This window comes from Rossellomorea sp. H136, assembly GCF_056838065.1.
Genome location: NZ_CM166371.1, coordinates 1,717,712 through 1,731,090, shown reverse-complemented (window position 1 = coordinate 1,731,090; position 13,379 = coordinate 1,717,712). Strand labels below are relative to the sequence as shown.

At 38.7% G+C, this 13,379-nt stretch carries 12 protein-coding genes; 1 reads left to right on the top strand and 11 read right to left on the bottom strand.

Going from position 1 to position 13,379, the window contains the following annotated elements:
• Positions 1 to 238 precede the first annotated feature (238 nt).
• A complete protein-coding gene (locus ACYH0O_RS08730) occupies positions 239 to 427 on the top strand; it encodes a hypothetical protein (RefSeq protein ID WP_482631969.1) in 189 nt (62 codons plus the stop codon).
• A gap of 103 nt (positions 428 to 530) precedes the next feature.
• Here ACYH0O_RS08730 and pepF read toward each other — a convergent pair whose 3' ends face one another.
• The 11 genes from pepF to opp3b form a co-directional block, all read right to left on the bottom strand.
• A complete protein-coding gene (gene pepF, locus ACYH0O_RS08725) occupies positions 531 to 2,354 on the bottom strand; it encodes an oligoendopeptidase F (protein ID WP_482631968.1) in 1,824 nt (607 codons plus the stop codon).
• Positions 2,355 to 2,439: 85 nt separating this feature from the next.
• Positions 2,440 to 3,636 (bottom strand): competence protein CoiA, encoded by a 1,197-nt coding sequence (locus ACYH0O_RS08720; RefSeq protein ID WP_482631967.1) that lies wholly within the window; start codon positions 3,634 to 3,636, stop codon positions 2,440 to 2,442.
• An 88-nt stretch (positions 3,637 to 3,724) separates the two neighbouring features.
• Positions 3,725 to 5,230 carry a cardiolipin synthase gene (cls, locus tag ACYH0O_RS08715; RefSeq protein ID WP_482631966.1) on the bottom strand — a complete coding sequence of 502 codons (1,506 nt, stop codon included), beginning with the start codon at positions 5,228 to 5,230 and terminating at the stop codon, positions 3,725 to 3,727.
• Positions 5,231 to 5,304: 74 nt separating this feature from the next.
• Positions 5,305 to 5,976, bottom strand: coding sequence for an adaptor protein MecA (mecA, locus tag ACYH0O_RS08710; protein ID WP_149155201.1), 672 nt, complete (start codon positions 5,974 to 5,976; stop codon positions 5,305 to 5,307).
• Positions 5,977 to 6,335: 359 nt separating this feature from the next.
• Complete coding sequence (gene spxA / locus ACYH0O_RS08705; protein WP_032089161.1) at positions 6,336 to 6,731, bottom strand: transcriptional regulator SpxA; 396 nt, start codon at positions 6,729 to 6,731, stop codon at positions 6,336 to 6,338.
• A gap of 303 nt (positions 6,732 to 7,034) precedes the next feature.
• Complete coding sequence (locus ACYH0O_RS08700; protein WP_149155200.1) at positions 7,035 to 7,607, bottom strand: GNAT family N-acetyltransferase; 573 nt, start codon at positions 7,605 to 7,607, stop codon at positions 7,035 to 7,037.
• 259 nt (positions 7,608 to 7,866) lie between these two features.
• On the bottom strand, positions 7,867 to 9,018 hold the full coding sequence (locus ACYH0O_RS08695; protein WP_482632529.1) for a putative glycoside hydrolase: 1,152 nt from the start codon (positions 9,016 to 9,018) through the stop codon (positions 7,867 to 7,869).
• Positions 9,019 to 9,300: 282 nt separating this feature from the next.
• The gene (locus ACYH0O_RS08690) at positions 9,301 to 10,236 is read right to left on the bottom strand and encodes an ABC transporter ATP-binding protein (RefSeq protein ID WP_149155199.1); all 936 of its coding nucleotides are present in this window, start codon (positions 10,234 to 10,236) and stop codon (positions 9,301 to 9,303) included.
• The gene (locus tag ACYH0O_RS08685; protein WP_482631965.1) at positions 10,236 to 11,306 is read right to left on the bottom strand and encodes an ABC transporter ATP-binding protein; all 1,071 of its coding nucleotides are present in this window, start codon (positions 11,304 to 11,306) and stop codon (positions 10,236 to 10,238) included. The genes ACYH0O_RS08690 and ACYH0O_RS08685 overlap by 1 nt, the downstream gene beginning before the upstream one ends.
• A 19-nt stretch (positions 11,307 to 11,325) precedes the next feature.
• Complete coding sequence (gene opp3C, locus ACYH0O_RS08680; RefSeq protein WP_482631964.1) at positions 11,326 to 12,351, bottom strand: oligopeptide ABC transporter permease; 1,026 nt, start codon at positions 12,349 to 12,351, stop codon at positions 11,326 to 11,328.
• Positions 12,351 to 13,280 (bottom strand): oligopeptide ABC transporter permease, encoded by a 930-nt coding sequence (opp3b, locus tag ACYH0O_RS08675; RefSeq protein ID WP_475141251.1) that lies wholly within the window; start codon positions 13,278 to 13,280, stop codon positions 12,351 to 12,353. The genes opp3C and opp3b overlap by 1 nt, the downstream gene beginning before the upstream one ends.
• Positions 13,281 to 13,379: the final 99 nt, after the last annotated feature.

The window sequence follows — 13,379 nt, the reverse complement described above, 5'->3', positions numbered from 1 at the left end:
TTGTTTCCAACATCGGTTTTTCAATACGAACAAAGGGGATGGGAGAAATTTTTCACGGTCAAACAAAGGGGTATATGTTTGCTTGTGATCAACTTCACACTGATAATATATCACGCATCCACTTGTATTGGCAAGTTGTTTGTATGGTATTTCACAATATTGTCAAAAACCATTCATGTTCTCTTCCCCTCCTTCATATATATGTCTATAAGACAACTTATCACGGGAGGGAAATGATATGGCACTAAAAATAAAATACGGAATCCTCCTGCTGTTAATCCTGATCAGCTTCTTCATAAACATCCTCGGACTCATGCGCCTTGTTCCGATCTATATAACATCCCCGATCCTCTTTCTCTCACTCCTGCTCTTCTTCAACTCCCTTGGAAACCGCAACCGCTTCAAAGGATTCAAATCAATGAAATGAGGGACGGACCTCGTTTGGCAAATACTACCAAAATAAACTCCCCTTAGAATATATTCCTTTCTAAGGGGAGTTTATTTTTAAACCAATAGCTCCTGATCTCTATTTACTGTAATTTTTCAAGAAGTTCTTCCATTTCATTCAACTTTTCTTCAAAGACTTTGCACGCGTCTTCTACCGGCTTGGAGGTTGTCATATCCACTCCTGCTTTTTTCAGTACTTCGATCGGATAATCAGAACTGCCCGCTTTCAGGAAATCGATGTAGCGTTCAACTGCCGGCTCTCCTTCTTCAAGGATTTGCTGACTGAGTGCGGTCGCAGCCGAGAAGCCGGTTGCATATTGATAAACATAGTAATTGTAGTAGAAGTGAGGAATTCGAGCCCATTCCAATCCAATCTCTTCATCAATGGAGATGTCTTCTCCGAAATACTTCTTATTCAATTCATAATATTCTTTCGTTAAGAATTCAGAAGTAAGTGCTTCTCCTTCTTGGGCTTTTTTATGAATGAGGTGTTCAAACTCTGCAAACATAGTTTGACGGAAAACGGTTCCTCTGAATCCTTCCAGGTAATGATTTAATAGGTACAGACGTTTTTTCTCGTCATCAATTGTGTTTAATAGATAATCATTCAATAAAGCTTCATTACACGTAGAAGCCACCTCGGCAACAAAGATGGAGTAATGCCCGTACGTGTACGGCTGAGCACTGCGCGTATAATAGCTGTGAACACTATGCCCGAACTCATGTGCGAGTGTAAATAGATTATTCACATTATCCTGCCAGTTCATGAGGATATAAGGGTTGGTACCATATGCTCCTGAAGAGTATGCACCACTTCTTTTTCCTTTGTTCTCGACAACATCCACCCAACGGTTATCAAAGCCTTCTTTAAGGACATTGGCATATTCTTCTCCTAAAGGCTTTAAGCCATCCAGGATCATATTCTGTGCGTCATCATAGCTGATGTCCATCTTGACTTCCTTCACTAATGGTGTATATAAGTCATACATATGAACTTCATCCAAGCCTAATACTTTCTTACGAAGCTTTACATAGCGCTGCAGCAAATGAAGGTTCTTATTGACAGTATCAACCAGGTTATCATACACCTGTTCAGGAATATTATTATTTGATAATGCCGCATGTCTTGCTGAATCGTAATTTCTAACGTTTGCGACGAAATTATCTTTCTTCACTGCTCCACTTAATGTAGAGGCAAACGTATTTTCGAATTTGTCATATGTTTCATACACTTTTTTAAACGCTTCTTCCCGCACGCGTCGATCACTGCTCTCCAGGAAACGAATGAAACGGCCATGTGTGATGTCTACTTCTTCCCCGTTTTCATCTTTAATGCTCGGAAACTCCAAGTCTGCATTGTTCAGCATACCAAACGTGTTACTCGCCGCACTGAACACTTCGGAAGCTTGAGCAAGTAATGCTTCTTCCTCCGCTGAAAGAACATGTGGACGCTGGAGATTAATTTCTTCTAAAGCATGCTTATATTTCTTCAGCTCTTCTTTTTCGTCAAGAAATCCTTGAAGCTTACTTTCCTCAATCGAAAGCACTTCAGGCACTAAGTAGGCAAATTTACTCCCTAACTGAGTATAAAGACTTTTGGCACGGTCATCTAGTCCTTGATAGTATGAATTGGTTGTGTCCTGGTCATATCGCATATGAGAATATGTATATACCCTGCCCATACGTTCCATAATTTCATCCTGGAAGGCAAATGCTTTATAAAGCTGTTCTGCACTCTCACCTAAAGTTCCTTTAAACTCGTCAGCTTTGCCTGTTAACTCTTTAATTTCTTTGTATTCTTTTTCCCACGCTTCATCACTCTCAAATATATCTTCCAATCTCCACGTTAACTTCTCCTCTACCTCTTTCCTGCCAGGCAGACTTTTCGCAGCTGTATCTTTTGACATATTCATCCTCCATTCTGAAATCTACAGAAAATTCCTTATAGTTACATTCTCTCTTATCTAAGATTTTCCTGCAACTAAACAATCTTTATTGGATCTTTTTTAATATATGCTTCCATTTAGGAAAAAACTCATTCTGATGCTGTTCGAAACCTGGAAAGTTGTCTGGACAATTCCACGTCTGTATAAGCTGATAGTTTCCATCCTCCATCCTTCTTACCACCTGCATATCCTCCAAGAGAGCCAAATAACTCTTTACTAAATCCTTTAGCAAATGATCCCTCGATACAAAAGGAAACGAACGGAATTCTAAATATCCTCTATCCATCCTTCTTTTTATCACCCCAGCTACTTTTTCCTCTGAAATAAATCGATCCTTTTTCATGCAATCCTTCCATAAATAGTATTGCCACTCGATCGCATGATTCTTAAAATGAATCCCATGAGGGAAAACAGGCATTCCAACAAACAAAGGTAAATATAAAAATGTATCCCCATCTCTATACACTTCCCTTAGAAATAAATCGTTTTTCGCTTTATTGTAATGAAGTTTGTTATAGATCCACTTCATTCGGAATTGATTCCAGTTTTTTAATAAATACAGGTGATTGATTGTAGAATGTTGAATGGACAAAGGAAGAGTGAATTGCTCGATAGGGATCCTGACAGGTGCTGCACTAATAAAAGCTGAGACTGAAACAGGTATGAGATGAGTAAATAATGTAAGGCTTCTATCTTCAGGAGAAAATTGTAGAAGAAAATGGTGTACATGGGGTGAATACCTGATAAAGGCTTGCTGAAATGACGGTAAATGCAACAATCCCTTTTGCTTTACTGTCACCGGTTGGGTAAGTATCCAAAACGGAGTGATGTTTTGACTGTGATATCCTCCAGTTCTAGAAAGGATGTCGGGAATGGGAATGGAAGAACATTGAATCTCAATGGCAACTTTTTTTGATTTTGTTTTTACATAAACATCAGCGATTTGCTGAAGCTCTTTTACAAAATATTCAACCTTTACCTCCGTATAAAGCTCTCTTAATCTTTCATATAGCAGTTGCTTACTAAGCAGATGTCGCGGTGACTCATGCTGCTTTCCGATCTCACAATGGAACTGTGAATAATGAGCAAAATGTGGAACGTTTTGGTTTCCGATGCGCAGGTTCAATTCGGATGAACAATGAGGACAGAGAAATATAAGACGCTTACTTCGCAGATTCTTTAATTCCTCTCTTGTGTAGTGGATGGTAGAAAACACTTTCTCTTGAAATAAAGCTGTTAACATAGAACACCTCCTTCAATAATTATTCGCCAAAAATCGTGAAAATCCTTCAAAAAAACCTTCAAGCAAATAATCACTTGAAGGCTTCATCTTATAGTAGAGGTGACATTAAGCGTGAAGTGGATTCCAATAACCGGTAGCCAAGGTGTCTCTTTTGAAACTCTTCCAGCTTAAGTTCTTCTGCATCCTCTAAATCATGTAAATATTCCTTCACAAGAGAATCGGTACTTTCTGTTTTATATAGAAATGCATTGACTTCAAAATTTAAATGAAAGCTTCTCATATCCATATTTGATGTCCCGATTGATGCCATTTCTTCATCTACAATGATGATCTTACTATGCATAAAGCCCTTTTGATATTCAAAGATTCGGGCTCCTGCTTCGAGAAGATCAGGGAAATAAGATCGTGAAGCGTGAAATACAATTCGTTTATCAGGCTTATGGGGAACCAATAGCCTGACATCCACACCACTTAAAGCAGCAATTTTAAGTGCTGAGAAAATATCTTCATCCGGTATGAAATATGGTGATGCTACCCATACGCTTTTTCTTGCAGAAGTGATCATCGAAAAGAAGATATTCTTCAAAACGCTCAACTCATTATCAGGTCCTCCTGCAATCATTTGAACTCCACCATCGTTTGCATCTTCCAATGGATCAGGGCTTAAATACCCTGGAGTCAAGAAATCATCATTTGTCATATAATACCAATCTTGTAGAAAGATGAGCTGCAACGTACGAACCGCTTCCCCCCTTACAAGCAGGTGGGTATCCCTCCAGAAACCAAAATGTGGATTTTTACCTAAGTACTCATCGCCAATATTAAGTCCCCCAACAAATCCAATACTTCCATCAATGACGATGATCTTGCGATGATTTCTGAAGTTAAACTTATTATTGAGAACAGGAATTTTAACGGGACCAAATGGAACCACTTCAATCCCTGCATCTTTTAATTCAGCAATATAATCCTTTGATAATTGCCATGCCCCAACCGCGTCATAAAGGAAGCGAATTTTCACCCCATTATTGGCTCGTTCAATAAGGATATCCTTAATCTGATTTCCAATATCATCATGACGGACAATATAATATTCCATATGAATGTGATGTTTGGCAGTTTTTAACCATCTCAGGATTTCCCCGAATGTCTCGTTACCATTGGTTAAAAGCTTCGTTTCACTGGAAAAAGAAATGGCACTGTTTCCTATTCGCTGAGCAAGCTGAAAGTGCTTTTCCTGAAACAAACCAAACATTTCAGCGTTCATTTCCTTAGGGCCAGGCTCAAATTTATTATAAGTTTCCTTGTCCAATATGTACTTCTTCTTATACATTTTCTCTTTCCGGTAATTTCGGCCAAATAATAAATAGAAGATAAAACCAAGGAATGGGAAAGCACCTAAAACAACTAACCATGTTATTGTTTGAGTGGGGTGACGATTCTCAAAGAAGATAAGAAATCCTATCACAATTACAGAGAAAGTAAAAACCAGACTAATATATTTGACCATTCCTGAAAGGTACTGATCAAAATAAAAAATATAACTTAGCACAAGAACAGCAATAAATAAGAGGACTCTCACTGTATTTTTCATACCTCTAACACCTTCCACTGGCTTAATGAGCTAAATAAAAAAATACCGATTTCTAAATGAAACCGGTATGATCCTTAAGAAAAGTGTTCACTTAATGTCCCGAATACATGTTCATTAATGACTACTTTTCCATACTCTTCTAAGCGATGAACCGTCATTCGTGTCTCATCCGCATATTCAAGTAGTATACTTAACATATTGTCGATATCTTCTTCCGAGAAGTGCTCTTCTGAAAATTTAACGTAAATAAAATATTTATTTTCGAATGCAAGCAGCTTGGTTTCCAAATGATCTAAAGGCATGTCTTTCATCCGATGGGATAAAGAAATCGCATCTTCGAAATCATTGAACTTCAAAGTAAAATCCAGTGCCACTTCTGCTTCTCCATCTTGATCCTGCTTGATTTGGAAATGCTGATCCAGAAGCTCCTCTATCCGTTCATCTACAGGCAGTTCCTTGAGTTTATCCTCTGGAATTGGCAACTCAAATCGCTGACCATCCTTTGAAACCTGAGCTCTTGTAACCAGTACTTCAAGCCCTTTATCTAACGCTTGAACTTGAATCCATAGCGGTCCTTCAATTCCGAAATCTTCTTCTTGATGAACTTCATCCATCATTTCCCAGAAGAGTTCTTCACTTCTTTCACGATTATACCAGATCTCCTCGCGGTCAAAGCCGCGATCCTCTATATCTCCGTAAGATATATAGAACTTGACCGTATTTTCGTTAATGCGTTCGATTTCCAATTAACACCTCTCCCTTCTTGCATGATGTTGGTGAAGGGACTACACCCTCTGAGCAATTTTGCTCGATTGCTGGTGAAGATAGAAGATACATTTAGGTTAGTTTGTACCTTGTACTTCTATTTTATGATATAAACACTGAAAATGGAATAAAAATAACACCCATTTTTTTCTTCACAAATCCCACTATTTAACGTGTTTTTGACATTCTAGCGAATATTTGCAGAAAATTCAAGTGTTAATACTTATACTAATATAAAAGGGGTTGACCCGAAAGGATACGCAACGTTCCTTAAAGGGTCAGCCCCTTTTTCCTTATATATTCTCAAACATTGATAATATGATGAGAATGTAAGAATACTTTAGTTTACCATTCTTTGAGCTTCGAGAAGTTGGAACGTACGAACCTTTCTAGGCAGGAATCGTCTGATTTCATCTTCATTGTATCCTACCTGAAGACGTTTCTCATCCAAAATGATTGGACGTCTTAAAAGACCAGGATTTTTCTGAATAAGCTCGAACAGTTCTTGAAGTGGTAAAGTTTCTAAATCTACATTAAGCTTTTGGAATGTCTTAGAACGGGTTGAAATGATTTCATCCGTTCCGTCCTCAGTCATACGCAGGATTTCCTTTATTTCATCAATGCTTAATGGCTCGGAAAATACGTTACGCTCTGTATATGGAATCTCATGCTCTTCTAACCAAGCTTTTGCCTTACGACAAGATGTACAACTAGGTGAAGTGAATAATGTAACCACGAATCATTCACACTCCCTTAAGGATTTTTTTATTATATAGAGTATTTCATTTTAAACATCGGCTGTTAATTAAAATAAGTTTAAATAAGAAATCTCTATTATGTATTATACATGAATTACTGTCCCTTGAACATAGTTTTAACCAATTTGTCAAATTTCCTATACATAGGTTTAACATATGCTATATCATCTCTTTCTACTATGGCTTTACCCGGTTCAAAAAGAGCCTAAACATGATATAGGACATTTTCATTTTTTCATTTAGAAAACCTTATTGCGAATGGACAATAAGGTTCTTTTGATTTAGAGATTTTTCAGAACATCCCCATCTCGGTCTTTGTCTTTCTTCAAGACTTCTTCAACCGGCTGGTAAGACGCACCATAAAACTTTTTATCATTATAAGTGTGGATTAATTCATATGTTTTCTTCATAGAATTGAAGATCAGATCTTCTGATTCGTTATTTGGAGCCCAATAAAGGATTTCCATTTCATTGATTTCGTTTGTTGCAAGGGATCGACGTGCATATCCAATACTGACAGCATGTTCGAATCCTTCACGCTTGTAGAACTTTAAACGCTTTTCAGTGTCAGTATCTTCATAATCAACTGGCTCTACTTCTAAAATAATCGCTTTGTTCTTTTCCTTTAACTTCTCGAGCAGCTTATGACCTAATCCTTGTCCACGAGCATCCTTTGAGACAAAAAGATAATCGATAAAGATGAAATCATCAAGCTCGGCATACATAAGTACGTGGTATTGCCCCTCATCTTTATGATAGATGTCGCTTCTTTCTTTGAGTAATGACTCAAGGTGTTCTTTTGATTTCATTTCCTCTACCGGGAAATACTTATTTAACTTTTCATACCAATGCATGGATCTACTCCTTTAAAAGAATTTTGGGTGACATTGACTAACGGGATACAATTATGTTTCTCAGAAAAAAAATGTTTATGTTTGATGTTAGTCTCATCCGTGGGATAAAAAATACGGAATCACAGGCTTGAAACACCTATGAAGAGGGTAATGTGGTTGAAAGCGGTTAATCTTACCAATACTTTAATGATAACAATGTTTGAGTATTTTTTCAAATCGAAAAGACCGCCCCTAAAACTTCCCAGGTCGGTCTTCTCGATCAAGGTGTATAATCTACACCTTCTGTATACGTATTACCGGCATCCCATAAAAGGAATTCTTTAATGCCTTGATCATTCAATGCTTTAATCTGTGCTTCAACTTCTGCTTTTCCGTAGGCTTTATAGTTTCCACTTCCTAACCAGGAAGCAGTGAAATCCTGTAGCCATGGTCTTGAAATAGGAGGATTTTCTAATTCTGCTAATTTAGAATTTTCAAGCTTAGCATATTCAGAAACCAATTCATAAGGTTGTAAATCGGGCTTTGCAATTCCAAAGTACGGAGTCCAGTGACTTGGATAAATCATGGATGAAATCACATCGACATTTTCAGATATCTTGGAGAAGTTCTGTCCAATCCCAGGTGCCTCTGGAAGCGTTGCTGTATAACCGAAAATGTCCACAGAAACCTTAACTCCATATGGCTCGAGTTTTTTATGCGCGTACTCTACAAAATCTGTAACGGCATGCACACGTTTCTGTACATTATCTGAGTCTTGATTCGCATATTCGCCACCATTATATTGCAGCTCATCATCACGTTTTTCAAAGCCTTCAGGGAAACGGACATAATCAAACTGGATTTCCTGGAATCCCATCTTAGCGGCTTCGATTGCAATTCCCACATTATAATCCCATACTTCTTTCAGGAATGGGTTCACAAAGGATTCACCTCTGCCATTTTTCCATACCTGGCTTCCATCTTTAAAGGAAAGCTCGGGTTTCTCATTCGCTAAAACTGTATCTTTGAATACCACAATTCTTGCGATCGGGTATATCTGTTTTTCTTCAAGTGTCTTTAAAATCGCTTTAGGATCTTTGATATAAGGCTGACCTACTTTAGCGTATGGAGAAGATTCATCGGGTTCGTATGTAACATATCCGTGATCATCTTTAATATCAATAACCATTGCATTTAGATCCGTATCATCCATTAGTTTCGTTAAGCTGTCAAATCTCGCTCCACCAGCAGAGTGACCTGTAACATAAACCCCTCTAACCGCACCAGGATATTCAAATTTAAAGCCGGAATCATATGCAAATCTTGGGACGGGACTTGCTATTTCTTTCTTACTTAAAGAAAGACTTCTCTTCTCATGGGCAACCGTCCCTTCTCCTTCAGCACTCGCTGTTTGGAACGGCAATACGCACATTGTGACTAAACATAAGGATGTCGCTACCTTACTCCATTTCAAAATAAACCTCTCCTCTATTAAATAAGCTATCTAGTAAAATATGTAACACCTTATACTATTCTAACAAGGAAATAACTTGAAAGAAAAGGGGTATTACTCCTAATCTGTCGAAATTTCCAAGGAAATTAAATATCTTCATTATATAGTATGATTTTCATGTTAAAAAAGAATAAAATAAGCTATTATGAAAACCCTTCATTAAAAAAAGCTCCCCTCATAAAAGGGAGCTTTGCAAAATATTTAGCTTTTGTACTGAGCTTTATACTGCGCAAACTCTTTCTCCGAGCAATATACGAAATGGCCAGGCGCCACTTCACGCATTTCAAGATTATCATCCTCTGTATAATTGTGAACAGAAGGATTATATTCTTTTCTTCTGCGTGTGCGCTCATACTCTGGATCCGGTAACGGAATCGCTGATAAAAGAGATTGCGTATAAGGATGTAGCGGGTTCTTGTAAAGGGCATCACTCGGTGCCAACTCGACTAACTTACCAAAATACATAACCCCGATGCGATCACTAATATATTTTACCATGGAAAGATCATGGGCGATAAATAAGTACGTTAGTCCTTTCTCTTTCTGAAGCTCTTGCATAAGATTAACTACCTGAGCCTGAATCGAAACGTCAAGAGCGGAAATTGGCTCATCGGCAATGATGAAGTCCGGGTCTACTGCCAAGGCACGGGCAATCCCGATACGCTGTCTTTGACCACCAGAGAATTCATGTGGATAACGGCCGGCATGCTCTTTATTCAAACCAACTGTTTCAAGCAGGTCATGAACTCTCTTTATGCGTTCTTCTTTGGAAGAAGCCAGTCCATGAATGTCAATACCTTCAGCAATGATATCCGCAACCTTCATACGAGGGTTCAAACTTGCGTATGGATCCTGGAAGATCATTTGCATCTTACGGTTGAATTTCTTTAATTGTGAACGCGATTTTTTACCATGAACGTCCTCACCATTAAAGAGAACCTGACCGTCTGTAGCATCATACAAACGAATGATCGTTCGACCAGTCGTTGATTTACCGCAGCCAGATTCCCCTACCAGGCCAAGGGTTTCCCCTTTATAAATATCAAAGCTGATATCATCGACAGCTTTAACCATATTCGGTTTCCCCGGGTTAAAGTACTGTTTTAAATTTTTGATTTCCAATAATTTTTCTGCCATTATGAACGAACCCCCTCAACAAGTACCGGCTCTTTATAATTAGAAGGCATTTGTCTATGTCTTAATTTCACGATTTCAGGTGGCTCAACTTTTGGAGCACTTGGATGCAATAACCAGGACTTAACATAATGAGTATCTGAAACCTGATAATATGGTGGCTCTTGTTCAAAATCCACTTTCAATGCATACTCACTGCGAAGAGCGAATGCATCTCCTTTAGGTGGATTTAATAAATCCGGTGGAGTCCCAGGTATGGCAACCAGCTCCTGCTCACCTTCTGTTTCTGTTGTCGGCATTGAGCCGATCAATCCCCAAGTATATGGGTGGCGTGGATCGTAGAAGATTTCATCCACCGTACCTGTCTCAACAATTTGTCCACCATACATAACAGCTACACGATCAGCTACGTTCGCAACAACTCCAAGATCGTGAGTGATGAAAATGATGGAAGTTTCTATCTTTGTTTGTAAATCTTTCATCAATTCAAGGATCTGAGCCTGGATGGTAACATCCAATGCCGTCGTCGGCTCATCGGCAATCAGAATCTTCGGATTACAAGCAAGAGCGATTGCGATTACGACACGCTGACGCTGACCACCCGAGAATTGGTGAGGATATTGTTTAAAGCGAGTTTCCGGACTAGGCAGACCAACAAGTTTAAGTAACTCGATGGCACGTTTTTTCGCATCATTTTTACTCATTTTCTGGTGCTTCACCAGGGGTTCCATGATCTGTTTACCAATTGTCATTGTAGGGTTCAAGGACGTCATCGGATCTTGGAAAATCATAGAGATATCTTTCCCACGGATTTTCTGCATATCCTTCTCCGGTAATTTTGCTAAGTCTTTCCCCTCAAATAACATTTCTCCACCCTTAATGAAGCCTGGAGGATTTGGGATCAATCTCATGATCGCCTTAGTAGTTACTGATTTACCGGAACCAGATTCACCTACAATGGCTAGTGTTTCACCTTTATCTAAATGGAAATCTACACCACGGACAGCCTGTACTTCCCCTCCATGCGTATTGAAGGAGACGTGTAGATCTTTCACTTCTAAAATTTTTGACATATTCATAATCTCCCTTCCATTACTTACGCATTTTCGGATCTAGTGCATCACGCAGACCATCTGCCATTAAGTTAAAGCTTAAAATGACTAATGAGATGACAAATGATGGTACCAACATCATATGAGGAAATGACTGGATTGATCTGTATCCCTCATTAACCAATGATCCCAGAGATGCTCTTGGTGGAGCAATCCCCAATCCGATAAAGCTTAAGAATGCTTCTGTGTAAATCGCAGCAGGAACTGTGAACATTGTAGTGATAATAACAGGTCCCATTACGTTTGGAAGCAAGTGTTTAAAGATTAAACGGTTGCTTGTTGCTCCTAAAGTACGGGAAGCAAGTACAAATTCCTGGTTCTTTAATTGAAGAACCTGTCCACGGACGATACGGGCCATGCCGGTCCAACCGGTTATAACCATGGCCATGGTTATGGAGAATATACCCGGCTCAAAGATTAGGATAAAGAGAATTACCACAATTAAGTTTGGAATCCCGACAAGAATTTCAATGATACGTTGCATAATATCGTCGACTTTCCCACCGTAATAAGCAGAAATCCCACCATAAGAGATACCGATTATGAAATCGATAATGGCTGCTAATATACCAATGTAAAGAGATACACGAGTACCATTCCAAGTACGGGTCCAAAGGTCACGCCCTAAGTCATCAGTACCAAACCAATAGTTTTCTTTAATTTGTCTTGATTCATATACATCAAAGCCATCTGCATCTTTTCCGTCAAATGGTAACCAACTAATCCCTGAAAGCGCTTCAATTTTTGGTGGCAGCTTTGCATGCCGGATATTTTGATCGCTAAACTTGTATTCGTTCATCATTGGACCAAAGAGAGCAAAGAAAATAATGATTGCCGTGATAATAATACCAGCAATTGCACCCTTGTTCTTACGTAAGCGAATCCAAGAATCTTGCCAGAAATTAAGGCTTGGACGCGAAATTTTTTCTGACTCATCTCCCCTAGCCTTTTGAGGTTGGAAGAGTTCTGGACTAAGTTGATCTAAATTCTTTTTGTTTGCTTCCATTATTTCTTCCCTCCAGCTAAGCGAATACGTGGGTCGATAATTCCATAAAGAATATCTACCAAGAAGATTACACCAATGAATAAAGCACTAAAGAAGAGGGTAATCCCCATAATAACCGTGTAATCATTTGTGTTAATAGATAAAACGAATTGTTCCCCTAAACCAGGGACAGCAAAAATACGTTCAACAACAAGAGATCCTGTCATTACACCAACAGTCATTGGTCCTAGAATCGTTACAATCGGGATTAAAGCATTTCTAACAGCATGCTTTACAACTGTAGATGTTTGGGAAATCCCTTTTGCCTTTGCAAGTAAAATATAATCCGAGTTTAATATTTCCAGCATTTCAGTACGCATGAAACGTGCAATGGTCGCTACTACGAATACTGTCAGTGCTAATGTTGGAAGAATCGTGTGTTTATATTCTCCCCATAATGCAACCGGCAGCCATTCAAGTTTAACCCCAACATAATACTGCAGAAGTCCTGCGAATACAAAGGAAGGAATCGAAATACCCAGTACAGCAAGGAATGTTGAGCCGTAATCCAACCATGTGTTGTGTTTGATTGCTGCAATAATTCCAATAAGTAGCCCTAAGAATGTACCTAATACCATAGCTTGGAATCCAAGAAGTGCGGAAGGACCAATACGATCTCCAAGAATTTGTGTTACTGGACGATTGTCATATTGGAAGGACAACCCTAAATCACCTTTTGCCAACCCAACCATATAATTCACATATTGTTCTGGCAGTGGGTCATTCAGACCGTATTTATCCAGGATGATTTGTTGTTGTTCCGGAGTCAGCCTTTCTGTGTTTTGTAGTGGAGATCCAGGTAGGAGCTTCATCAGAAAGAAAGTGGCGGTTGCAATGATAAGCAAAGTGATGATCATATAGACGATACGTTGAATTGTATATCTGACCATTCTTTAGCCCCCCTTTTTTATCTTTTTTTTTCTACATTTTAATTATATCGATTTTCGACAAATATTCAATATATTTTTACTTTTTTGATAATTTTCGAC

What these genes read in the sequence shown, in the direction of transcription:
- ACYH0O_RS08730 (WP_482631969.1), top strand. Translation starts at nt 239, where the DNA reads ATGGCACTAAAAATAAAATACGGAATCCTCCTGCTGTTAATCCTGATC.
- pepF (WP_482631968.1), bottom strand. Translation starts at nt 2,354, where the DNA reads ATGTCAAAAGATACAGCTGCGAAAAGTCTGCCTGGCAGGAAAGAGGTA.
- ACYH0O_RS08720 (WP_482631967.1), bottom strand. Translation starts at nt 3,636, where the DNA reads ATGTTAACAGCTTTATTTCAAGAGAAAGTGTTTTCTACCATCCACTAC.
- cls (WP_482631966.1), bottom strand. Translation starts at nt 5,230, where the DNA reads ATGAAAAATACAGTGAGAGTCCTCTTATTTATTGCTGTTCTTGTGCTA.
- ACYH0O_RS08700 (WP_149155200.1), bottom strand. Translation starts at nt 7,607, where the DNA reads ATGCATTGGTATGAAAAGTTAAATAAGTATTTCCCGGTAGAGGAAATG.
- ACYH0O_RS08695 (WP_482632529.1), bottom strand. Translation starts at nt 9,018, where the DNA reads ATGTGCGTATTGCCGTTCCAAACAGCGAGTGCTGAAGGAGAAGGGACG.
- ACYH0O_RS08690 (WP_149155199.1), bottom strand. Translation starts at nt 10,236, where the DNA reads ATGGCAGAAAAATTATTGGAAATCAAAAATTTAAAACAGTACTTTAAC.
- ACYH0O_RS08685 (WP_482631965.1), bottom strand. Translation starts at nt 11,306, where the DNA reads ATGTCAAAAATTTTAGAAGTGAAAGATCTACACGTCTCCTTCAATACG.
- opp3C (WP_482631964.1), bottom strand. Translation starts at nt 12,351, where the DNA reads ATGGAAGCAAACAAAAAGAATTTAGATCAACTTAGTCCAGAACTCTTC.
- opp3b (WP_475141251.1), bottom strand. Translation starts at nt 13,280, where the DNA reads ATGGTCAGATATACAATTCAACGTATCGTCTATATGATCATCACTTTG.